Origin of the sequence: Candidatus Enterococcus moelleringii (assembly GCF_017377575.1) — a bacterium.
In the GTDB taxonomy this organism is placed as follows: Bacteria; Bacillota; Bacilli; order Lactobacillales; family Enterococcaceae; genus Enterococcus_A; species Enterococcus_A moelleringii.
This window is the reverse complement of the sequence record NZ_JAFREM010000025.1, coordinates 25,770-48,114: the sequence shown is the minus strand read 5'-3', so window position 1 is coordinate 48,114 and position 22,345 is coordinate 25,770. Positions and strand designations below refer to the sequence as shown.

Here is a 22,345-nt window from a genome sequence, read left to right as displayed (position 1 = left end):
TGTAAATTCAGTCGAAGAATAGGCTTTCACCCAATTTTAGCTCACTTTTTTAGATACTTGAAGTAATTAACCTTTTGACTTTAAAGTGAGTTTGAGTCTTGACTGAACCTTTATCCAGCCTTTTTATTGTGAAAGTTAAACAGAGATTTTTGCAAAAGAAAAAACTGAGGACAGCTGCCTCAGTTTATTACGTTTCCTTGCCAATCTCGTTCCACCTTCATAGCTGAGATTGGGATATAGCCTAGTTGAGGAACCACACGTTCCTGCACTGCATCTGATTGAATATATTCTAAAAATTCCGCGCTTAGCTCGCTTGGCGTTCCTTTTGTATACATGTGTTCATAGGCCCAAATTTGCCATTTATTCTCAGTGACATTTTCATCTGTTGGTTCAACACCATCAATACTCAACGTTTGCACATCATCACTAACATAAGAAAAGGCTGTGTAGCTGATTGCTCCTGGTGTGTCGGCAACAATTTGCCGAACCATCCCACTGGAATCCTGCTCCTGAGCACGAATAGCTGTTTGTCCATCCAGCACCCATTTTTCAAAGGTTGCTCTAGTTCCGCTGCCAGATGCCCGGTTCAAAATAACGATATCTTCATCGGTTCCACCGATTTCCTGCCAGTTGGTGATTTCGCCTAAAAAGATTTTACGTAAGTTTTCTAAAGAAATATCAGTAATGCCAACATTCTTGTTAACGATTGGAGTAATACCGACTACAGCAACTTTATGATCTGTCAGCTGATCAGCATTGATTCCGCTTTTTTCTTCAGCAAATACATCTGAATTACCAATTTCCACTGCACCAGATTGAACCTGACTTAAGCCAGTTCCGCTACCGCCGCCTTGGACATTAACAAATTTCCCTGGATTTTCACTTTGGTATTCTTCCGCAACTGTTTCGACTAACGGCTGCAATGCTGATGATCCAACTGCTGTGATTGATTCGCCACGATCGATCCATTTAGAACAGCCGGACAATAAAAGTACAGTCCCTAAGAGGGGCAGTAACCATTTTTTCATGAGGATTCTCCTTTTAATAAAATAAGCTAGTTTATTGTACCATTTCCTTTTTAAAGAGCAAGAGGTATTTTTACAACAATGGTGAGATTAGTCTCGCGATGCCTTCCTTAAACTTAATCACTAAACCGCGCTGATCATAGCGCTCCTGAGTTAAGACTTGCGATAATTCAGAATCCTTGAAAAACGCATTCCGGACCTCAGCGGCAATTTGGCTATCGTAAATAACCGTGTTTACTTCAAAATCCAGCTGGAATGAACGAACATCAATATTGGCTGAACCAACGGAAGCAATTCCTTCATCCACAATCACCGTTTTCGCGTGAATAAAGCCATTCTCATAGGTTTCAATTATCGCACCATATTCTAACAGCTCAGCTGCAAATGAATAGGTAGCCCAATAAACCAGTATATGATCCGGCTTATTGGGGATCTGAATACGCACCTTCACCCCGGAAAGCAACGCCAATTTTAGCGCTTCATGGATTGAGTCGTCTGGGATATAATAAGGTGTTTGAATCAAAATCTCTTTTTTAGCTAAATTAATCATTTTCAAGTAAGTCATCTTGATTTGTTCATGCTCGCTGTCTGGTCCACTAGTAACAATTTGTAAGGCGCAGCGACCTTCAGATTCAATTTCCGGAAAATAAATCGGTTCGTACAGCACTTCGTTTTTATGCTGAGAATTCCAGTCCATCAAAAAACGGTTCTGCAGTGAATAAACAATATCGCCATGCACCCGGAGATGATTATCCCGCCAGTAACCAAATCGATCCACCAAACCTAAGTACTCATCACCAACATTGAAACCGCCGGTATAGCCAATTTTCCCATCAATCACCACAATTTTACGATGATTCCGATAATTCATGCGGGGATTCAAGTAAGGCACAAACAATGGAAAGAAGAATTCTACTTCACCGCCTGCTTCCAACAACGAAGCAAAGAACTTGCGATTTACTTGAGTAGAACCCCACGCATCCAGCAACAAGCGGACTTTCACGCCTCGCTTGGCTGCAGCAGTCAGCGCATCGCGCACCTCTACACCTAAAGCATCGCTTCTGTATATATAGTACTCCATATGGATATGTAACGTAGCCTGCTGGATGTCGTTTAAGAGTGCGTCGAATTTTTCTCTACCATCAGTATACAGGGTAACCTCGTTATTCGTCGTGTATAGTGAACTTTCAAACATCGTCAGCATATAAATTAACTGTTTAGGATCCACTTGGTTGGTAGAAGGTTTAGGAAAAAGACCTCGAGCCAAGGCCCGCTGCTGCTGTTCGATCTCGACATTCATACCGACTTTGGTCTGCATTTTCAAATCAAAGATGCGTTCCTTTGAGATTCCTTTGCCTAGAAAAATATACATGACAAAACCAACCACCGGCAGGAAGGTTAGAATTAACAGCCATGCCCAAGTAGTCACGGTATCTTTTCGCTCACGAAAAACAATAACCAGCGATAAGATCGTATTTACGATTAGAAATATAAGGCCCATATGTCCCAACAAAAAATTCACCATTTCCCACTACTCCTTCCTTTAAAGAATAGCGAAGAAGCCACTGAATGTAAACAGTAAATGCCCCTTCAGCATCCAGCAACCGCTAAAAAAGTGTTGGCGAAAGAGATCACCAACACTAGCTTTGTTTTTTAAATTTTTAAGAAACGACGCATGGAGATGATCGACCCTAAAGATCCAATCAAATACCCTCCAACTGCCATCAATATATCTAATTTCCAAACAATATTGCCGGGCGTCAGTAAATACATGTTAGACGCCACTAGATATTGCGCAGCTAATTCATAAATTTCCTTGTAGCCATAAGTCAGAATTAGAATCGGAATGATTGATCCGATTAATCCGATCCAGCCGCCTTCTAAGAAAAATGGCCAACGAATATAGCCGTTTTTGGCACCTACCAGCCGCATAATTTGGATTTCCCGTTTGCGGGAAATAATTGTAATCCGAATGGTATTGGAAATTAAGAAAATCGCCACAAAGATTAGTAAAGCAGCTGCAGCTAATCCCCAAGTTCTGACAACACCAGCCATCGTAATAATCCGATCGGCTGAACTTCCGCCATAATCGGCTCGGTTAACATTGGTTAGTTGACTTGCTTGATCAGCTACCGGCTTAATGTACTGAGAATCTGTTGCACTTACCACATAAACATCATATAGAGGGTTGTTATCTCCTTCAAACAGATCCCAAGCATCACCTAAAGTCGCCTGGATTTTTTTCAATTGATCTTCTTTGCTGGAGAACTGCACCTTTTCTACATGAGAAATATCGGCTAATTCTGTTTTTATCTCTTTTAAATCGTCTTCTGTGGTACCAATATCCACGAAAACAGTCACGTCGACATTGCCTTCAACGTCTTGTGCTAATTTGGTTGCATTCATAATGATTGCTAAAAAGACACCAGCTAACGTCAAGGTAATGGTAACCGCACTTACAGAAGCTAAGGTCATCCATCCGTTACGTTTTAAGCTCTTCATACTTTCCAGCAAATGTCGGAAGAAATTTCTAATCATCGAATTCGTATTCCCCTCCCGCTTCGTCTCGAACAATCAAGCCATTCTCAATCGCAATCAGACGATGACGCATCGTATCAACAATTGTTTTGTTGTGGGTTGCCATGACAATCGTTGTCCCTTGGGCATTGATGCGTTCTAACAGCTTCATAATATCCCATGAGGTTTCAGGGTCAAGGTTTCCAGTTGGTTCATCAGCGATTAATACTTTCGGTGTATTGACAATTGCTCGCGCAATCGACACCCGCTGCTGTTCCCCACCAGACAATTCGCCTGGAAAAACGCGGACTTTATGCTTTAAGCCGACTAAATCTAAAACTTCCATTACTCGCTTTTTAATATCGCGAGGTTTGCGCCCGATTACTTGCATCGCATAAGCAACATTTTCATACACGGTTTTGCGGGGCAGCAATTTGAAATCCTGGAAGACTACGCCGACATCCCGACGCAAATAAGGGACATCGCGATTCTTAATTTTTAATAAATTATGTCCAGCAACTTCTAATTTCTTCCCAGATGTTGCTTTTTCTTCCCGGTACATCAATTTGATAAAGGTTGATTTCCCACTCCCAGAGGGACCAACAACATAAACAAACTCCCCTTGATCAATATTGACCGTAAGGCCACGGACCGCCGTAGTCTTATTGGGATACTTTTTCACCACATCTTGCATTTCAATCATGGGTATCTCTCCATATCCTCTTAAATTCTTAGCTATTATAGCACGGAAACATTGCAACAGGCTTTCAGTAGTTTACAATTTGATTTCATTTAACTTAGTTGCTTTGACCTAAATGCCATTTAAGATAAGCATCGATAAACGGATCGAGATCGCCGTCCATGACCGCTTGCACATTTCCGGTTTCGTAATTTGTTCGATGATCCTTGACCATAGAGTAAGGGTGGAACACATAGGAACGAATTTGCGAGCCCCAGCCGATATCCATTTGTTCCCCGCGAAGAGCCAGTGCTTCTTGTTCTTTTTTATCCAATTCCATCTGATACAGCTTGGCTTTTAACATGGTCATAGCTGTTTCCCGGTTATGAAATTGGGAACGTTGAGCCTGGCTGGCTACCACTGTCCCAGTTGGCAAATGGGTAATACGTACCGCAGAAGAGGTCTTGTTAATATGCTGACCCCCGGCACCGCTAGCTCGATAAACATCCACTTTTAAATCATCTGGATTGATATCAACTTCAATAGTGCCGTCTAATTCTGGCATAACTTCCGCTGAACAGAAAGAAGTATGACGACGATTAGCTGAATCAAATGGTGAGATTCGCACTAAACGATGAACACCCTTTTCTGACTTAAGATAACCGTAAGCGTTCAAGCCTTTAATCATAAGGGAAACACTTTTTATCCCCGCTTCATCACCGGCCTGATAATCCAGCGTTTCGACACTAAAGCCGTGCTGCTCTGCCCAGCGCGTATACATTCTTAGCAGCATCGAACCCCAATCCTGCGACTCGGTTCCGCCAGCACCTGGATGCAGCTCCAAAATAGCATTGTTTTTGTCATAAGGTGCATCCAGCAGCATTGATAATTCAAAGCTGGCTACTTGATCCTTCAATTTCAACAAACGACCTTCCAGCTCCGTCTGCAATTCTGGATCATATTCTTCCTGCTGCATTTCTACCATCAAATTCAGTTCTTCGGCTTCATCCTTGATGCTGTTAAATTTGGTAAAAGTTTCTTTTTCCAAATTATTTTTATTGATTAACTCTTGGGCTTTCTCTGAATCATCCCAAAAAGTGGGATCAGCCATTTGATGCTCGGCTTCAGCAATGTCTTCTTCTAGCCGATCTAGGTCAAAGAGACCCCCTAAAGCTGTCTACTTGTTCCTGGATGGTATCCAATAGGTTTCTGATCTCTGCATTTTCCAAAGTCATTCCTTCTTTCTTTTTGGATCAATTAACATAGAAAGACGAGACATAGCTTTTTAGCTACTATGTCCCGTCCGATAGTTAGGATTTACAATTATTCTCCCTTACCGTGGCAGTTCTTGTACTTTTTACCGCTGCCGCATGGACATGGATCATTCCGTCCAACTTTTGTTACTTGCTTAGGCATTCTCTTCGTGCTGGTTAGGTTCTTCGGATCGCCATCTGCTTGTACCGGATGGGTTTCTGTCGGTTCGGCAACTTGTTCCCGTTGAACGTTTTGACGAATTTCTGCCTTCATGAACAGACGAGTTACTTCATACTCAATTGCTCCAACCATATCCTCAAACATCGTGTAGCCTTCTGTTTGGTATTCAACCAATGGATTGTTTTGGCCATAAGCCCGTAAACCAATCGATTGACGCAACTGATCCATTGCATCGATATGATCTGTCCATTTAGTATCCACTACCCGCAGAATAACAACTTTTTCAAATTCCAGCAATTGCTCTGGGCTGTGAAGTTGTGAAGATTTTGCTTCAAAGACTTCTTTTGCTCGTTCGAACAATAAGTCTTTCATTTCTTCCGGTGTTTTATCTGCTAAATCAGCAACTGAAATTGAATCCTCATGGACTAAAGCATTTCCAGCAAAATCGACAATGCTTTCTACGTTCCAATTATCCTTTTCCAATTGGGTATGGCTGTCCACAACTCGAGAAATCGTGCGACGTACCATGTTTAATAATTGTTGAGAAAGGTCTTTTTCTTCCATAATTACATCTTGGCGCTGTTTGTAGATAACTTCCCGTTGTTCCCGCATAACATCATCGTATTGCAAGACGTTTTTACGAGTATCGTAGTTATTACCTTCTACCCGTTTTTGGGCAGATTCTACTTGTTTAGTTAACATTTTACTTTGAATCACAGCATCTTCTTCTTCAACCTTCATGCGATCCAAGAAAGCTTTGATTCGTTCAGAACCGAAACGTCTCATTAAGTCATCTTCAAGAGACAAGTAAAATTGTGAAACCCCAGGATCTCCTTGACGACCTGAGCGTCCTCGCAGCTGGTTATCAATACGACGAGATTCATGACGTTCGGTACCAATAACCGCAAGTCCGCCTAGTTCAACAACTCCTAGACCTAACTTGATATCTGTACCACGGCCGGCCATGTTGGTTGCGATAGTTACAGCACCCTTTTGCCCAGCGTTCATAATGATTTCTGCTTCCTTGAAGTGATTTTTAGCGTTCAGCACTTCATGCGGAATTTTTTCTTGATTCAGCATATCGGACAATAGTTCAGAAGTTTCAACTGCCACAGTACCTACCAAGATTGGTTGGCCTTTGCGGTGACGTTCCTTAATATCTTGAACGACTGCTTTAAATTTGCTTTCCAAGGTTGGATACAGCAAATCAGCATGGTCTTCCCGAACAACTGGTTGGTTGGTTGGGATTTGAATAACTTCAATATTGTAAATTTCACGGAATTCTTCTTCTTCGGTTTTAGCCGTACCAGTCATCCCAGACAGTTTTTTGTACATCCGGAAGTAGTTCTGGAACGTGATTGTCGCCATTGTTTTTGTTTCGTCTTCAATTTCAACGCTTTCTTTAGCTTCAATCGCTTGGTGCAAGCCATCAGAATAACGGCGGCCATCCATAATACGACCTGTAAATTGGTCAACGATCAATACTTTGCCTTCTTGAACCACGTAATCAATGTCGCGAAGCATGATAAAGTTCGCACGCAATGCTTGATCAATGTGGTGAGTTAAAGCGGTATTTTCTAGATCGTACAAGTTTTCCAAGCCAAAGTTGTCTTCCGCTTTTTCGATTCCTTGTTCAGTTAAGCTAATTGTTTTGGATTGAACGTCGATCTTATAGTCGTCGTCTTCCCGCAGGCGTTTAACAAAATTATCTGTACGTGTATACAACGCCGTAGATTTCTCAGCTGCTCCCGAAATAATCAATGGTGTTCTAGCTTCATCAATTAAGATGGAGTCAACTTCATCGACAATTGCATAATTCAACGGACGTTGAACCATTTGGCTGCGATAAACCACCATGTTGTCTCGCAAGTAGTCAAAACCTAATTCATTATTAGTACTATAAGTAATATCGCAAGTGTAGGCATCGCGTTTTTCATCAGCTGTTTTTGAGTTGATGTTTAAACCAACGCTTAAGCCTAAGAAATTGTAAAGCTCGCCCATTTCGGTAGAGTCACGAGTTGCCAAATATTCATTGACGGTAACTACGTGAACGCCTTCCCCAGATAAAGCATTCAAATAAACCGGCATTGTGGCGGTTAAGGTTTTACCTTCCCCGGTTTTCATTTCAGGAATGTTGCCGTCGTGTAAGACCACACCACCCATTAACTGTACATGGTAAGGATATAAACCTAATACCCGTTTTGCGGCTTCGCGAACTACTGCGAAGGCTTCTGGTAATAATTCATCCAAGGTTTCACCGTTTTGGTAACGGGTTCTAAATTCATCTGTTTTTGCGCGAAGCTGTTCATCGGAAAGCTTCTCCATATCTCCAGCATGGCTCTCGACTTGGTTCGCAATGCCGTCTAAACGCTTCAATTCTTTTTTATCGTTTTCAATCATCTTTCTCAGAAAGTTTGCCATTCGTTTTTCTTACTCCTTTGTGCTCTCTTTGATTTGTCTACAAATCTGCTAGTCTATTTTATCATTAGTCCCCTGGAAAAGAAACTTCTCCTTGGAATAAAAAGAATATCTTTACAAAAAGTAATACCTGCTTTTTGGATTTTAGCACAAAAACAGCCTCTTAAACTGCTCATCGTAGAATATTTTATGTAAAAGAACGGCTGATTATATTGAATTTCCCCCAAAATAAAAAACCCTCGGCCTAAGCCAAGGGTTCATTTTTTCAATTAATCAGTTTCGATTAAACCATATTTGCCATCTTTACGACGGTAAACAATGCTGGTTCCGTTAGTTTCAGCATCTTCAAAAATGAAGAAGTTGTGTCCTAACATATTCATTTGCAATACGGCTTCTTCGCTGCCCATTGGTTTTAAAGAAAGACGTTTTGTACGCACGATTTCTAATTCTGAAGTTTCTTCTGCTTCATCCTCATTCAACTCTACAGCAACCTCACGGGTTGGTAAAGAAGTTTCACGTGCTTTGCGGTTGATTTTTGTTTTAAATTTACGGATTTGACGTTCTAATTTATCCACAACCAAATCAATACTTGCATACAAATCTGGTGAAGTTTCTTCGGCACGTAGCACTAAGTACGGAAGTGGAATCGTTACTTCAACTTTTGCAGTTTTTTCAGTGTACACTTTTAAGTTCACATGTGCAGTTGCATCAGGCACATCTGTGAAGTAGCGTTCTAGTTTCCCCACTTTCTTCTCTACATAATCACGAATTGCTTCAGTAACTTCGATGTTTTCTCCTCGAACGTTATATCTAAACATACAAATTGCCCCTTTCGTCTACCAACTGAAGATACGGGGAAGGACCACTCTTCGCCCCACTTCTTACCTCTATTATAACCAACTCTAATCCGTTTGCAAAGTAAATCGCTATCATTTTTTTGGTCAAAATGAGAATGTTTCACCGAGCGAAAGTTAAACTTCCCACTGTTCTAGCGCCTTTTTCGTATAAAATTTCTGCTGCGTGAAACAAAGTTCGACCGGTGGTATAAACATCGTCAATAATTAAGATGTTCTGACCTCTAATTTTAATTTCATCTACTTTTAATACATAAGGCTGCGGCATCATCAAACGTTCTGCTCTTGTCTTCATTGATTGAGGTTGTCCATCTGCCTTTCTTTGCAGCAATTTTTGGTACTCGATTCCTGCTGCTTCCAAGCAACCAATAACTTGATTGAAGCCTCGCTGAGCGAATCGTTCTTCGGACAACGGAATCGGACAAATCATAAAATTGGCGTATTTCTTTAATTCCTGCTGCAGTTCGTTAGCGATCACTCTGCGTAAGCGATAGTCGCCTTTAAATTTATAAGCTTCAATCCATTGCTGGAATCCTTCATCGTAGGAAAATAATGCTTTATTTTGCAGCGTATAACCTTGAGCTCGCTGCCACTGCTGACAATCTTGGCAAAGTTCTCCTGTATTTTCTCTCCCGCAACCAGGACAGGTCTTCACCTCCTGTAAATGATGAAATTGCTGCTGGCAGCGAAAACACAAAATATTTGGCGTAATAAACCACTCAATTAAGGTCAAATTTTCAATTATTTCATTCTGACAGTTACTGCATTTCATCCAGCAACCCCGCCTTCATAGCTAATTGATTATTTTCTTTGATCTCTTTCACTGCCTGTTTGATCGTTCGGGTCCATTCACTGGTTACATAGCATACTTCAGCACTGCGAAACGGTCCTTTTCGATCTGCTCTTCCCGCTATCTGGACTAAGGCTGCCTTGTTAAAGACACGATGGGCAGCATCTAAAATCATTACTGACACCCCTTCAAAAGTAACGCCTCGCTCTAAAATAGTTGTAGTGATCAGAACTTGATAGTTGCTGTCTCGCATATTTTCTACCTTTATCAAACGTTCCTCATCATTGGCGAAAACAGTAGTTAAAGTAAGCTCAGGAAAGTTGGCTAACAATTGTTGGGCAACTACTTCTAGGAGTGGGATGCTGGGACAAAACACTAACACATCATTCTTCACTAAAAGGCGCTCCAATTCCGTAATAATCGGGTTAGGCAATTTACTTTGAGACAACTTTTTCTTTAGTGATAAGTTCAGCACTACTTTAGGTACTGGCAGCGGCCGCCGATGATAACGAGCTGGCAAACGGTAGCAACGCGCAACTGTTCGTTGAAGTTCTTTTGAGGGCGTTGCACTTAAATAAACGATTTTTCCTTGCGGCTGCTTGGCCCGCATAATTGCCTGTTCCAAAAAGGGATTGTTTGCGTACGGAAAGGCATCAACTTCATCTAAAATAATCAAGTCAAAGGTTTGATGATAGCGAAACAGCTGATGGATCGTGCAAACAATCCATTGATTACCTTCATCTACACGCTTACTGCCGTGATACAAACTGATTTTTTCCCGCTGAAAAGATTGAGTAAAACGCAAATGCAGTTCATTGCAAACATCTACTCGCGGTGAAGTTACAGCAATTCGCCTCCCTTGAGATAAGTAAGTCTGAATCAAAGGGTACAATATTTCGGTTTTTCCAGCCCCAGTGACAGCCCACACTAAAAAGGTATCTGCTTGACTCTGGTCACTTACCAGCTGATCAGCGATTTCTTTTTGGGCATCCGATAGGCTCCCAGTCCACTGACAGGAAACGCTGCGCTTAGACAACTGAGTTAAAGGAAATGTGTATAGCTGCTGGTTACTGCTGATTCGACCTAAACTAATACACGCTGGACAGTAATAAAAACCAGCAGGCACCTGCTCTTGGGATTTTGTGCCGCAGCGTTGACAAACTGCGACCTTCTCTTCATTAATCATGGCTGGAACTTTTTCTGCGTAAGTTAAATCGGCTGCGGGATAAAAAGCTTCCCACTCACTTTTTAACAATCGTTGACCTTCATATGCTTTCATTTTTTCACCTCAACTAAAGATACGCAAAAAAAGTGAAGGAAATTTTATTTTCCCTCACTTTTAAACAGCCAATTTGATTTTACCAGTCGATTGAAGACCACATATTCTTTCGGAAGATTCACATGAACAACTTCGTAGCTAGCATTCAGCCAGCCATAAGCGCCTTTTTCAGGATGACGATAATCATTTGCCCACCAATCTAAATCCTCCCGTGCAGTCTTAGGCAGCCCACTGCTGGGGAATAATAATTCATCATATTGGGTAAACGTTAAGGTTACTTGCGAACCGCCATTATTTCTTAAGTAATGAGTAATTCCATCGTATTTCTTGGTTCGAGCCATTATCTATCCCTCCTTTTTAGTGATCCGTTTCTTTTTTGGAGCATTTCCCCTATACTATACTTTGAGGTGATAAGATGTTACAAAGTTATCGAACGATTCAACAAGACAGTATCCATGAAACCGAGATCAAAAAATCCCAGTTCATTTGTTCTTTAAAGCGCGTAACAACTGAAGAAGAAGCAAAGGCTTTCATCCAAGCAATCAAAAAGGAACACTGGAAAGCGAACCATAATTGCAGTGCCTATGTGCTGGGGGACCGCCAAGAAATCCAGCGAACCAGTGATGATGGCGAGCCTAGCGGAACAGCCGGTGTGCCCATGCTGGAAGTATTGAAGAAGAACGAGTTAATCAACGTCGCAGCAGTGGTTACCCGCTACTTTGGCGGCATCAAGCTGGGTGCTGGCGGACTTATTCGCGCTTATTCCGGGGCGGTAGCTCATGCCATTCGAGAAACGGGAATCGTCGAAGGCCGTCTGCAGCAGGAAATCCTGGTTGCTCTTAGCTATTCAAATTGGGGCAAAATGGAAAATTTCATCGAAAACCAGCAGATAGCCGTCAAGGATACCCAATTTACCGACCAGGTAGTTGTCACCTGTATGATTGATGAACCGAAAAAAGCCGAATTTGAAACCCAGGTAAACGATCTGTTAAGCGGTCAAGCCAGCTTTGAGACTGGTGAAGTCGCTTATTTCGAACAATTGGTAAAGGAAGCAGACTAACTGCTTCCTTTATTTTTCTAAGTAAAATTCAAAGCGGCTGCCTACATATTGGGTACGTACATACTCAAAGGGCTGGCCATCCGCTAGATACGAGATTTGCCGCAAGCGTAAAATAGCATCTCCCCGTTTCACTTCCAAATAATCCGCAATTTGTTCCGATGCTAAAATAGCAGTAACCGTTTGATTGGCACGACCAATTTCCATGCCCTTTTGTTTTAATGTATGGTAAAAGGAGTCGGTAATTTCTTCTTTGCTGAAACTTTTGACAATATCGGCCGGGATACTGGCAACTTCAAAACAGATGGGAACATTGTCTGCATAACGAATTCGTTCCATCCGTAGAATTTGGTCGCCCTTTTTTAAACCTAAATTCTCGGCTTCACTGGAACTAGCAGGTGAACGGAAAAATGAAATCGTCTTACTAGAAGGTGTCCGGTTTTGAGATTCCATAATATCTGTAAAACTGGTGGTTCCACTCATCTTCTCTTGTACCTTCTCACTGGCGACATAGGTACCTGAGCCAATTTTTCGTTCTAAAATCCCTTCGTCTGCCAAGGTTTGGATGGCTTGCCGCAAGGTCATTCGACTGACGCCAAACTTCACCGACAATTCTCGTTCAGACGGCAAACGATCTCCGACTTTCCAAACACCCTTTTCAATTTCATCTTTCAATTGATCATGTATTTGAATGTAAACCGGCACTTGATTAGCCATTTCGATCGCTCCTCTTTTTTTCTCCATTATAACTGGTATATACCTAATTCACAATAAAAAAAGGTAGACCATTTGTGAAAAAAATGATCTACCTCCTTGAATACTGCTATTTCTTAAGTGTTACCTTTTCTTCGTTTAACATTTTATTGGCTGTTGCCATCATTAAACGAATCCGGTTTAGCTGATTGACAATGGAAACCCCTGGATCATAGTCAATCGCTGCGATATTTGATTTTGGATATTGATGACGCAATTCTTTGATTACACCCTTACCTACCACATGGTTCGGCAAACATCCAAACGGCTGCATGCAGACAATATTGTTCACACCATTTTTCAGTAAGTCAATCATCTCACCAGTCAAGAACCAACCTTCACCAGTGTGATTACCGATGGAAAGAATTTTACTAGCATCTTCGGCTAATTGATAAATTGAGTGAATACCGGTAAAACGTTCTGAACTGCGCAGCGCTTTGTCCATCGGTTTTTCCACTACCTCAATCAATTTGATCACAAACTCAGCGATACTCTTGTTTTTCTTCGGCATGCCCATATTGTCGTACTTCCAAATTTGGTTGTATAGAGAATAGTTCATAAAACCGACTAAATCTGGTACGACTGCTTCGGCACCTTCTTCTTCCAGCAAACGAACAATATCATTGTTAGCCGTCGGTGAATATTTCACTAAGATTTCACCTACGACACCGACTTTAGGCTTCACTTCATCAGAAATCGGCACAGTATCAAAATCTTTTACAATCTTTTTCATGTTGCGATTGAACTGGGTTAAGGACCCGTTGCGGACATTACTTTCCACTTTCTTCAACCATTCTTCATGCAGCGCATCAATTTGGCCTTTTTCTAATTCATAAGGTCGCGTACGATAAACCACTCGTTCGAACAGATCCCCATAAAGAATCGCTACCACCGCGCGTTTGATCATTGGTAAAGTAAATTTGAAGCCTGGATTCGATTCGACCCCTTTATTTCCTAATGAAACCGAAACGACCGGTACATGGCCAAAGCCAGCATCTGCTAAAGCTTTACGCAGCAATGGAATGTAGTTGGTTGCCCGACAGCCGCCACCAGTCTGACTCATCATCACACTGACATTGTTTAAGTCATATTCACCGCTTTGCAATGCTTCCACCAATTGACCGATGGAAATGATCGCTGGATAGCAGGCATCATTATTCACATATTTCAAACCGACATTTACAGCTTCCCGGTCCATTGCAGGCAAGCAGACAACATTATAGCCAGAAGCCTCTAACGCCACATCGAATAGTCCACTTTGGTGAATCGGGCTCAACATTGGTAATAGCAAGGTATGTTTTTTACGCATATCTTTAGTAAAAGTAATTTTGGCTGGTTCTTCAAGATGCTGAACCGGTTCATAGTTTGATTTAACCCGTTCATTCACGGCTGCCTTCAATGAACGCAGGCGGATACGAATCGCCCCTAAGTTTGAGCCTTCATCGATTTTTAGTACCGTATAAATTTTTCCGTACTGATCCATGATTTCTTCTACTTGGTCAGTGGTTACTGCGTCTAAACCGCAACCAAAGGAATTCAATTGTACCAGTTCAAGATTCTTGCTTTTAGCTACGACGCGAGCTGCTGCGTATAGACGTGAATGATAAACCCACTGATTTACTACTCGCAGATTGCCAACATCACTTAAATGGGAAACACTATCCTCAGTCAGTACGTGGAAGCCTTCTTGGGTAATAACATCGGCAATTCCGTGATTGATTTCAGGATCCAAATGATACGGACGGCCAGACAATACCACACCACGTTGACCCGTTTGATTTAACATCATCAAGGTTTCTTCGCCTTTGGTACGAATGTCCTGTTTGAAAGCTTCTAATTCTTCGTAGCCATGATGCAGGGCTTCTGTAATTTCTGCTTCAGTAATGCCTAAATCTTTGAACGTGCGACTCAGCACCTTAGCAACTGATGCTTCGTTAGCCAAGTTCAAGTATGGATTACGATAATCTACTTTCCCTTCGCGAATATCATCCACATTGTTGCGAATAACATCGGGATAACTTTGAACAATTGGGCAGTTAAAATGATTATCGGCATTTTTTGATTCTTCTCGCTCAAACACAACTCCAGGATAGAAAATCATCGGAATCCCTTCATTGATTAAAGCTTGGATATGCCCGTGGGCAATTTTAGCTGGATAGCAAGCTGTATCACTTGGAATAGTTTCCATCCCTTGTTCATACAATTCTTTATTGGATCGTGGTGATAATTCAACTCGGAAGCCTAACTCAGTAAAGAAAGTATGCCATAACGGATAATTCTCATACATATTCAGAACTCTTGGAATCCCAACGGTTCCTCTAGTGACGTCTTTTTTACGTAGTGGACGGTACTTAAACAGCCGACGATATTTATAGTCAATCAGATTCACTTTGCGGTCTTCCCGCTTAATTTTGATTCGCGCACCACGCTCACAACGGTTACCGGTGATAAACTCACGACCATCTGAGAAAATTGTTACTGTCATCATGCAGTTGTTCTCACACAGACCACAATGAGTGAATTCTTTTTCAGCAGTAAAACTGTTCAAGTCTGCTAGAGAGAGCGTGCTGCTTGTTTCGCCAACTTCATAGTTTTCTAACGCGATCAAAGCAGCTCCATAGGCTCCCATCAATCCGGCGATTGATGGACGAACGACTTCCCGGCCAGCCACCAGTTCAAACGCTCGCAGCACAGCTTCGTTGTAGAACGTTCCGCCTTGGCAGACAATCTTTGCCCCCAATTCTTCTGGCCGCCGAACTTTGATTACTTTATAGATAGCATTTTTAATTACTGAGTAAGACAGACCGGCAGAGATATCCCCTACTGATGCGCCTTCTTTTTGGACTTGTTTAACCTTAGAGTTCATAAAGACGGTACAACGAGAGCCTAAATCAACAGGTCCTTGTGATTTCACCGCGGCCTGAGCAAAATCTTCTACTTTATAGTTCAAAGATTTAGCAAAGGTCTCAATAAATGAGCCGCATCCTGAAGAGCAAGCCTCATTCAATTGAATCGAAGACAACGCACCATCCTTGATGGTCATAGCCTTCATATCCTGACCACCAATATCTAAAATAAAGTCAACTCCCGGCTGGAAGTGATTGGCTGCTTTGTAATGGGCCATCGTTTCCACTTCACCAATATCCACCTTCAAGGCATTTTGGATCAGCTGTTCTCCGTAACCGGTCACCGCTGCTTTTCCGATGAAGACACCTTCAGGCAGCTTTTGATACAAGTCTTTTAAAACAGTCATAGTGGTTTCCAATGGCTGCCCTTGATTATTTCCGTAGAAAGAATACATTAAGCGACCACTATCATCGATCAAGGTTACTTTTGTCGTGGTTGATCCAGCGTCGATACCTAAAAAGGCTACTCCTTGGTGCTGCTGCAAATCCTTCTCTTCAGCTTGCGCCTGATTATGACGTTCTCGAAAAGCTTTTAAATCCGCATCATCTTTAAATAAAGGTTCCAAGGTATCTGATGGTGATAGATGCCCTTCATCGGCTGAAGTTAAATGATCAATCAACGCTTCCAGAGTCGTTGCTTCGGCATCTTCTGAATAAAATGCTGCTCCCATAGCAACAAACAGCTGTGGATTCTCAGGGAAAACGATATTTTCTGGCGCGATATCCAACGTTTCGATAAATCGTTTGCGAAGTTCTGACATGAAAAATAAAGGGCCGCCTAAAAAGGCAATGTTGCCTTTAATTTTCCGTCCCGCTGCCAATCCAGCAATCGTCTGATTCACTACCGCTTGGAAAATACTCGCTGCAATGTCCTCTTTAGCTGCACCTTCATTAATTAAAGGTTGAACGTCTGTCTTAGCAAACACGCCGCACCGAGAGGCAATTGGATAAAGAGTCTTATAATTTTTAGCCAGCTCATTAACACCATTAGCATCTGTTTTCAGTAGAGAGGCCATTTGGTCGATAAAAGCGCCGGTTCCGCCTGCGCAGCTGCCGTTCATCCGCTGTTCCATTGCACCTTCAAAAAAGGTGATCTTGGCATCTTCCCCGCCTAGCTCAATTGCTACATCGGTTTGCGGAATGACTTCTTCAACTGTGCGGGTACAAGCAATGACTTCCTGAACAAAAGGAATTCTCAGCACATCAGCTAAACCCATTCCTCCTGAACCTGTAATGTTCATCTTCAGTGGCCGTTGGTCAACAATTGGCTGTGCTTCTCTCAATATACGTTCTGTAGCAGCTTTCACATCTGAAAAATGACGTTCATATTTTGAAAACAAGCTCCGATTCTCTTCATCTAGGACGACCAGTTTGACTGTAGTTGAGCCAACATCGATCCCGGCACGTAATGTCATTTTTATTTCCTACCTTCTTTATTTTACGACACATGTTGATTATCTTACATTGTGTTTGTTATACTACTCACGTATATTCTAAAAAGATTTTGATTAGAAAGCAACAAGCAAAACTTACACATTCGTGAGATAAGCAACAGTTTGCTGTCACATGTCGCTAAAAATGAAAGGAAATTCAATGGTAAAAAAATTAGATTTACGAGTAAAGCGTACTCATAAGATGATTGTTGAAGCTTTTGTCCATTTAGTTGAACAAAAAGGGTACGAAAATATCACCGTACAAGAGATCGCCGATGAAGCCATGATTAACCGAGCAACCTTTTATGCTCATTTCAAAGACAAACAAGATTTATACGATTTTATCTTCCGAAATGCCGTTGAAGCCTTCGCTTCTGTGTTGGACCCAGACCAAATTGTTCAGGGTAATCGTCTAAAAGTTAGACAAATCGAAATCGTCCTGACCAACATCTACAAACGGATTCAAGAAAACCGAAAATTCTTTTTGACCATCATGGATGGATCAGCTAATGAAATGCTGCGGAAACAAATCGAAGAAATTTTAGACGAGAAATATGCTCATATCTTCAACCGCTTAAAAATTACCGAAAATGATATTGAAGTTCCAATGGATTTTATTTTGGAGTACATGACCTCCATTTTCGTCGGCACCTTGCATTGGTGGATCACCAGCGATACGCAGATGCCTGCCGATCATTTAGCAAAATTGGTTGTTAAACTTGTCGGCAACGGCCATTTGACTATTTTGGGAATTGAAATCGAACATTGAGAAAAAAAGTGTCGAACACCAATTACGGCGTTCGACACTTTTGTTTAATGATTTTTAGCTTTCCATTTGATGGTATGCTGAGTTGGACGCATCTTGCGCACCTTAACTCCTTTTTTATCCTTGGTATCCACTGAAACTTCCACTTGATTATCTTTAAGCAAGTCATATACACGTTCAGCTGCTTCGGTCACCATATCTTTTACTCGTTTCGCTCTCTCCATATAATCGCCTCCTGTATCGTTTAAAGAATAATTGCTGGAGATATACTCTCTATTATTATTCTACTATAATTTTGCGATTAAAGCCTAGGAATTGGCTGAGATTTAGAAAGACTGAGGAAGAATGCAGAATCTGCGAGAATTTGCAGTTAGGTGAATTGCGAAAAGTAGGAATGACAGCTACCTCCTTCTTTGGAATTGATTTTTCCAAGACCGCGAAAAATCAACTCTATTCTCGTACGCATACCATTATGCTAAACCTTACGTTCTATGTTTAGGTGATAAATCATAGAAATTCCTTTGCTTCCGACAAACTGCGAAAAGCATAACTGGCAGCTAACTCCTTTTTAGGAATTCATTTTTCCAAGTACAGGAAAAATGAGTCTTATCTTCGTACGCATATCATCCTACTAGACGTTTCGTATCATTTTGCAGTTGAAATAATTGGTGAATTGTCTTCTATCTTTATAAACTGCGAAAAGTAGGAATGACAAAAAAAATAGCCAGACACAATTGTCTGACTAAAAATACTGGGGTAGCTGGATTCGAACCAACGCATGAGGGAGTCAAAGTCCCTTGCCTTACCGCTTGGCTATACCCCAATGGTGGAGGAGAGTGGATTCGAACCACTGAACCCTAAGGAACGGATTTACAGTCCGTCGCGTTTAGCCACTTCGCTACTCCTCCATATTTAATACAACTTCCAATAGTAGAACTTGCATTCTTCGAAAGGTTTCTTAAAAACCCGACTCAGTTATAATACCGAATTTCAAAAAAAAATGCAAGTACTTTTCTTCATTTTTTTAATCGTGAAGATTCCAATTGCGAATTATCGCTTCAACACCGTCATCTAGGGACTTTGCAGCGCCTAAAGAATTACCGCCAGCAAACATTTGGAAATTTTTTCCATCAGGAATTAGCTCGCCAATCGTTTTTTTGCCGATAATCACTTGAACGACTTCGATATTTTTTCCGTTCACTTGTTTTTGAGCTTCTTGAATTTGTACTTGAATGTCTTTGTTCTTTTTAGCCATTGTTTTCACCTCGCGAAATCCATTGTAGCATAACCTACCCACGAAAACAAAGGGACTGAACCAGCAAATAAACTTCTGGTGGTTCAGCCCTATATGATTTATGGGTTTGTTAAAACAGCTGCCGTAACATTAAATCCGGCTTGTTCCAGCAAAGCTTTAATTTTTTCTGGTTCCTTCGCTTGCATTTGCAGTTCGACGATAGCAGCGCCATCTACGTGGTCAATAATCACAGTTAGAATGCTGTAGTCGTTATCAGCCAAGACTTTAGCGATTTCTGCCAAGACGCCCTTTTTGTCCTCTTGTATGCGAACCTGAATGCGGCTGCCGCCATCGTGGTAGCCAGCTAGCTTCAAGAAGGCATCGAAAATATCATTATTGGTGATGATTCCAATGATTTGGTCATTATCCAGCACTGGCAATACCGCAATATTGTTTTGACGCATCGCATAGACCGCATCTTCTAGCTGAGCCTCTGGATGGATCGTTTTAACATCCTTGATCATTACATCTGCAACCACGGTTTTATTCAACAAATAATTTGCTTCATAAACACTTAAAGAAGTCGCTTTTGACGGCAATGCTTCTTGGATGGTTCCTTCAGTGATCAAGCCTACCAATTTGTTGTTTTCTACGACTGGCAGACGATGAATATCGTGCTGCTTCATTAAATCCACTGCATCAAAAATCTTGGTTTTTGGATCAACCACAACTAAATTAGCGGACATAAAATCTTTTACGCTCATTTTTTATCCTCCTAAGTATGCTTTCTTCACTTCGTCACTAGCCAAGAGTTCCTCACCCGTACCTTGTAAAACAACTTTACCTGTTTCCAGCACATAACCGCGATTAGCAATCGACAAAGCCATTTTGGCGTTTTGCTCAATCAATAAGACAGTGGTGCCTTGTTGTTGAATTTCTCGGATGATGTTAAAGATCTCTTTAATAAAGATCGGTGCTAACCCCATAGAAGGCTCGTCTAGCAACAGCAGGCGTGGTTTAGACATTAAAGCCCGGCCCATCGCCAGCATCTGCTGTTCGCCGCCAGACAATGTAGCTGCATCTTGTCCGCGACGTTCCTTCAAGATCGGGAATTTTTGGAAGATTGCTTCATATTCTTCACTTAGGTTGCCGTCTTTGCGCAAGAAAGCGCCCATTTCCAAGTTTTCCTGAACGGTTAAACCTGGAAAAACATGACGGCCTTCAGGAACTTGAGAAATTCCTTTAGCAACAATTTTTTGCGGCTGACGTTTTTGAATTTCTTCACCTTCAAAGGTAATTTTACCGCCAGAAGGCTGGATTAATCCGGAAATCGTCCGCAGGATTGTTGTTTTCCCTGCACCATTGGCTCCGATTAAGGAAACAATTTCGCCTTCGTTTACTTCAAAGTTCACATCACGGACGGCTTGAATCACGCCATAATGCACAGATAGATTTTCGATTTTCAGCATTATAGGTCACCTCCAAGATACGCTTTGATTACCTCAGGGTTGGATTTGATTTCCTCAGGTGTACCTTCGGCTAGTACCCGGCCGTACTCTAGTACATAGATACGTTCACATACTTCCATAACCAAGCTCATATCATGTTCAATCAAAAGGATAGTAATTTGGAATTCTTTTTGGACTTTACGAATTAATTCAGTCAGTTCGGCCGTTTCCTGCGGGTTCATCCCCGCTGCCGGTTCATCTAAGAATAAAATCTTCGGATGAGTAGCTAACGCACGAACGATTTCTAAGCGACGCTGTTCACCATAAGGCAAGTTGCGAGCTAAATTGTCGGCTTTACCTTGCAGGTCAAAAATAGCTAATAATTCCATCGCTTCTTTTCTTAATTCTTCTTCTTTTTTGTAAAAGCTAGGCAAGCGAAACACACTTGAAAAGAAGTTTTCGCTGTTTTTACTGTTCATAGCAATCAGCACATTATCTAATACGGTTAAATCTTTAAACAAACGAATATTTTGAAAGGTTCGGCCTAAGCCTAGATCAGCAATCTTATAAGGCTTTTTGCCATTTAAGCGGACCGCTTGCCCATTATCCTCAAGTAGTACATCACCTTCACTTGGTTCATAGACACCAGTGATTAAGTTGAAGAGGGTGGTTTTCCCAGCGCCGTTAGGACCGATCAAGCCGATTAGCTGATTGTCATCCAGATGCATATTAACATTAGAGACGGCCGCCAGCCCACCGAAATTTTTGGTTAAATCTTTAATTTCCAATAGAGGCATTTTGGTCATCTCCTTTTTTAAACTTGTTGAAGAGCTTCTTCACAGACAATTCTTTCGTGCCTAATAAACCACCTGGCTTGAAGATCATTAAAATAATCAAGGCCAAAGCGTAGATAATCATCCGTAAGGCACCGAAGTCCTGCAGGTACATGTTAATAATCCCTAAAAGAATAGCTGCAATAAAGCTGCCGGTGACACTTCCGATACCACCCAATACCACCATGATCAAAATGTCGATTGATTTAGTGAAAGCAAAGTCTTTTGGTGCGATGGTTTGCAAGTAACCAGCGTAAAGGGCACCTGCCACACTTGCTGTCATGGCACCAATCGCAAACGCAATAACTTTATATTTAGTGGTGTTTACACCCATAGATTCAGCAGCAATTTCATCTTCACGAATCGCTGTTGTTGCACGACCAGCTCCTGAATGAATGTAGTTTACAACGATTAATGTTGTTACTGCTACAAAACCATAAACCATCTGCCAATCAACAAACGGCAAGATACCAAACAAACCAGTCGGTCCGTTTGTAATGTCTCGCATGTTGATGATTAAAATCCGAATAATCTCAGCAACACCTAATGTCGCGATCGCTAAATAATCTCCGCTTAAACGCAGCGTTGGAATCCCGACAATGACCGCTACTACACCTGCCATCACAACACCTACTGCCATACCAAGGAAAAATCCGGCATAGGTTGGGTTGCTCATGGAAATCAAAGCTGCTGCATAGGCACCAATGGCCATAAAACCAGCATGCCCTAATGAGAACTGTCCAGCAAAACCAATAATCAAATTCAAACCAACTGCTAAAATAATGTTGATACCGATTTGGATGATGATATTATCCAAAAATAGATTGACCATTCCCGCTGAATAACTAATGTACAAAGCCAAATAGCCGATAATAATCAAAGCGAGCCAAATCAAATTGTATTTTAAATTCTTCTTCAT

General features: G+C 41.5%; 20 protein-coding genes and 2 tRNA genes. 2 read left to right on the top strand and 20 right to left on the bottom strand.

Features of this window, described 5'->3' with window-relative positions; genetic code table 11:
* Positions 1-179 precede the first annotated feature (179 nt).
* From JZO70_RS15180 to JZO70_RS15135, 10 genes are all read right to left on the bottom strand, one after another.
* On the bottom strand, positions 180-1,028 hold the full coding sequence (locus tag JZO70_RS15180; protein ID WP_207674516.1) for a phosphate ABC transporter substrate-binding protein PstS: 849 nt from the start codon (positions 1,026-1,028) through the stop codon (positions 180-182).
* Between the two features lie 70 nt (positions 1,029-1,098).
* Positions 1,099-2,550, bottom strand: coding sequence for a cardiolipin synthase (gene cls, locus JZO70_RS15175; protein ID WP_207674515.1), 1,452 nt, complete (start codon positions 2,548-2,550; stop codon positions 1,099-1,101).
* A 128-nt stretch (positions 2,551-2,678) separates the two neighbouring features.
* Entirely contained in the window at positions 2,679-3,563 is an 885-nt protein-coding gene (gene ftsX / locus JZO70_RS15170) for a permease-like cell division protein FtsX (protein ID WP_207674514.1), read from the bottom strand.
* Positions 3,556-4,245 (bottom strand): cell division ATP-binding protein FtsE, encoded by a 690-nt coding sequence (gene ftsE, locus JZO70_RS15165; protein ID WP_207674513.1) that lies wholly within the window; start codon positions 4,243-4,245, stop codon positions 3,556-3,558. The genes ftsX and ftsE overlap by 8 nt, the downstream gene beginning before the upstream one ends.
* Before the next feature lie 94 nt (positions 4,246-4,339).
* Positions 4,340-5,450, bottom strand: a protein-coding gene (gene prfB / locus JZO70_RS15160) for a peptide chain release factor 2 (RefSeq protein ID WP_207674512.1) whose coding sequence is annotated in 2 segments (ribosomal slippage) — positions 4,340-5,377 and positions 5,379-5,450 — 1,110 coding nt in all. Because the reading frame shifts where the segments join, the coding sequence is not laid out codon by codon here.
* Between the two features lie 94 nt (positions 5,451-5,544).
* Positions 5,545-8,076 (bottom strand): preprotein translocase subunit SecA, encoded by a 2,532-nt coding sequence (gene secA, locus JZO70_RS15155; protein WP_207674511.1) that lies wholly within the window; start codon positions 8,074-8,076, stop codon positions 5,545-5,547.
* 266 nt (positions 8,077-8,342) lie between these two features.
* Positions 8,343-8,891, bottom strand: a complete 549-nt coding sequence (gene hpf / locus JZO70_RS15150) for a ribosome hibernation-promoting factor, HPF/YfiA family (RefSeq protein ID WP_207674510.1) — start codon at positions 8,889-8,891, stop codon at positions 8,343-8,345.
* A gap of 139 nt (positions 8,892-9,030) precedes the next feature.
* Positions 9,031-9,699: a ComF family protein gene (locus JZO70_RS15145; RefSeq protein WP_207674509.1), complete on the bottom strand. Its 669-nt coding sequence runs from the start codon at positions 9,697-9,699 to the stop codon at positions 9,031-9,033.
* Positions 9,686-10,996: a DEAD/DEAH box helicase gene (locus JZO70_RS15140; protein ID WP_207674508.1), complete on the bottom strand. Its 1,311-nt coding sequence runs from the start codon at positions 10,994-10,996 to the stop codon at positions 9,686-9,688. Before JZO70_RS15140 ends, JZO70_RS15145 begins: the two co-directional genes overlap by 14 nt.
* A gap of 44 nt (positions 10,997-11,040) precedes the next feature.
* Positions 11,041-11,337: a DUF7662 domain-containing protein gene (locus JZO70_RS15135; RefSeq protein ID WP_207674507.1), complete on the bottom strand. Its 297-nt coding sequence runs from the start codon at positions 11,335-11,337 to the stop codon at positions 11,041-11,043.
* Between the two features lie 74 nt (positions 11,338-11,411).
* Here JZO70_RS15135 and JZO70_RS15130 point away from each other — a divergent pair, with 74 nt between their 5' ends.
* Positions 11,412-12,056 carry a YigZ family protein gene (locus JZO70_RS15130; RefSeq protein WP_207674506.1) on the top strand — a complete coding sequence of 215 codons (645 nt, stop codon included), beginning with the start codon at positions 11,412-11,414 and terminating at the stop codon, positions 12,054-12,056.
* Positions 12,057-12,065: 9 nt separating this feature from the next.
* On the opposite strand, the gene JZO70_RS15125 is transcribed toward JZO70_RS15130, so the two are convergent.
* Positions 12,066-12,770 carry a GntR family transcriptional regulator gene (locus JZO70_RS15125; RefSeq protein ID WP_207674505.1) on the bottom strand — a complete coding sequence of 235 codons (705 nt, stop codon included), beginning with the start codon at positions 12,768-12,770 and terminating at the stop codon, positions 12,066-12,068.
* A 106-nt stretch (positions 12,771-12,876) separates the two neighbouring features.
* A complete protein-coding gene (locus JZO70_RS15120) occupies positions 12,877-17,127 on the bottom strand; it encodes a 2-hydroxyacyl-CoA dehydratase (RefSeq protein WP_207674504.1) in 4,251 nt (1,416 codons plus the stop codon).
* 178 nt (positions 17,128-17,305) lie between these two features.
* On the opposite strand from JZO70_RS15120, the gene JZO70_RS15115 reads away from it, so the two are divergent.
* Positions 17,306-17,914, top strand: a complete 609-nt coding sequence (locus JZO70_RS15115) for a TetR/AcrR family transcriptional regulator (protein WP_207674503.1) — start codon at positions 17,306-17,308, stop codon at positions 17,912-17,914.
* A gap of 44 nt (positions 17,915-17,958) precedes the next feature.
* Here the strand turns inward: JZO70_RS15115 and JZO70_RS15110 are convergent, their stop codons facing one another.
* From JZO70_RS15110 to JZO70_RS15075, 8 genes are all read right to left on the bottom strand, one after another.
* Positions 17,959-18,135, bottom strand: coding sequence for a hypothetical protein (locus tag JZO70_RS15110; protein WP_207674502.1), 177 nt, complete (start codon positions 18,133-18,135; stop codon positions 17,959-17,961).
* Positions 18,136-18,662: 527 nt separating this feature from the next.
* A tRNA-Gln gene (locus JZO70_RS15105) sits at positions 18,663-18,734 on the bottom strand.
* A gap of 1 nt (position 18,735) precedes the next feature.
* A tRNA-Tyr gene (locus JZO70_RS15100) sits at positions 18,736-18,819 on the bottom strand.
* A gap of 116 nt (positions 18,820-18,935) precedes the next feature.
* Complete coding sequence (locus JZO70_RS15095) at positions 18,936-19,166, bottom strand: DUF2969 domain-containing protein (protein WP_207674501.1); 231 nt, start codon at positions 19,164-19,166, stop codon at positions 18,936-18,938.
* 98 nt (positions 19,167-19,264) lie between these two features.
* A complete protein-coding gene (locus JZO70_RS15090; protein WP_207674500.1) occupies positions 19,265-19,909 on the bottom strand; it encodes a CBS and ACT domain-containing protein in 645 nt (214 codons plus the stop codon).
* Positions 19,910-19,912: 3 nt separating this feature from the next.
* On the bottom strand, positions 19,913-20,614 hold the full coding sequence (locus JZO70_RS15085; RefSeq protein WP_207674499.1) for an ABC transporter ATP-binding protein: 702 nt from the start codon (positions 20,612-20,614) through the stop codon (positions 19,913-19,915).
* Positions 20,614-21,390 carry an ABC transporter ATP-binding protein gene (locus JZO70_RS15080; RefSeq protein WP_207674498.1) on the bottom strand — a complete coding sequence of 259 codons (777 nt, stop codon included), beginning with the start codon at positions 21,388-21,390 and terminating at the stop codon, positions 20,614-20,616. Before JZO70_RS15080 ends, JZO70_RS15085 begins: the two co-directional genes overlap by 1 nt.
* On the bottom strand, positions 21,371-22,345 hold the full coding sequence (locus tag JZO70_RS15075) for a branched-chain amino acid ABC transporter permease (RefSeq protein ID WP_207674497.1): 975 nt from the start codon (positions 22,343-22,345) through the stop codon (positions 21,371-21,373). The genes JZO70_RS15080 and JZO70_RS15075 overlap by 20 nt, the downstream gene beginning before the upstream one ends.

Bases quoted from the DNA above. Each gene is read 5' to 3' on its own strand.
- cls (WP_207674515.1), bottom strand. From the start codon at position 2,550: ATGGTGAATTTTTTGTTGGGACATATGGGCCTTATATTTCTAATCGTA.
- JZO70_RS15120 (WP_207674504.1), bottom strand. From the start codon at position 17,127: ATGACATTACGTGCCGGGATCGATGTTGGCTCAACTACAGTCAAACTG.
- JZO70_RS15080 (WP_207674498.1), bottom strand. From the start codon at position 21,390: ATGCCTCTATTGGAAATTAAAGATTTAACCAAAAATTTCGGTGGGCTG.
- JZO70_RS15090 (WP_207674500.1), bottom strand. From the start codon at position 19,909: ATGAGCGTAAAAGATTTTATGTCCGCTAATTTAGTTGTGGTTGATCCA.
- JZO70_RS15130 (WP_207674506.1), top strand. From the start codon at position 11,412: ATGTTACAAAGTTATCGAACGATTCAACAAGACAGTATCCATGAAACC.
- ftsE (WP_207674513.1), bottom strand. From the start codon at position 4,245: ATGATTGAAATGCAAGATGTGGTGAAAAAGTATCCCAATAAGACTACG.
- ftsX (WP_207674514.1), bottom strand. From the start codon at position 3,563: ATGATTAGAAATTTCTTCCGACATTTGCTGGAAAGTATGAAGAGCTTA.
- JZO70_RS15115 (WP_207674503.1), top strand. From the start codon at position 17,306: ATGGTAAAAAAATTAGATTTACGAGTAAAGCGTACTCATAAGATGATT.
- JZO70_RS15180 (WP_207674516.1), bottom strand. From the start codon at position 1,028: ATGAAAAAATGGTTACTGCCCCTCTTAGGGACTGTACTTTTATTGTCC.
- JZO70_RS15145 (WP_207674509.1), bottom strand. From the start codon at position 9,699: ATGAAATGCAGTAACTGTCAGAATGAAATAATTGAAAATTTGACCTTA.
- JZO70_RS15140 (WP_207674508.1), bottom strand. From the start codon at position 10,996: ATGAAAGCATATGAAGGTCAACGATTGTTAAAAAGTGAGTGGGAAGCT.
- JZO70_RS15110 (WP_207674502.1), bottom strand. From the start codon at position 18,135: ATGGAGAGAGCGAAACGAGTAAAAGATATGGTGACCGAAGCAGCTGAA.
- JZO70_RS15075 (WP_207674497.1), bottom strand. From the start codon at position 22,345: ATGAAGAAGAATTTAAAATACAATTTGATTTGGCTCGCTTTGATTATT.
- JZO70_RS15085 (WP_207674499.1), bottom strand. From the start codon at position 20,614: ATGCTGAAAATCGAAAATCTATCTGTGCATTATGGCGTGATTCAAGCC.
- JZO70_RS15135 (WP_207674507.1), bottom strand. From the start codon at position 11,337: ATGGCTCGAACCAAGAAATACGATGGAATTACTCATTACTTAAGAAAT.
- hpf (WP_207674510.1), bottom strand. From the start codon at position 8,891: ATGTTTAGATATAACGTTCGAGGAGAAAACATCGAAGTTACTGAAGCA.
- JZO70_RS15095 (WP_207674501.1), bottom strand. From the start codon at position 19,166: ATGGCTAAAAAGAACAAAGACATTCAAGTACAAATTCAAGAAGCTCAA.
- JZO70_RS15125 (WP_207674505.1), bottom strand. From the start codon at position 12,770: ATGGCTAATCAAGTGCCGGTTTACATTCAAATACATGATCAATTGAAA.
- secA (WP_207674511.1), bottom strand. From the start codon at position 8,076: ATGGCAAACTTTCTGAGAAAGATGATTGAAAACGATAAAAAAGAATTG.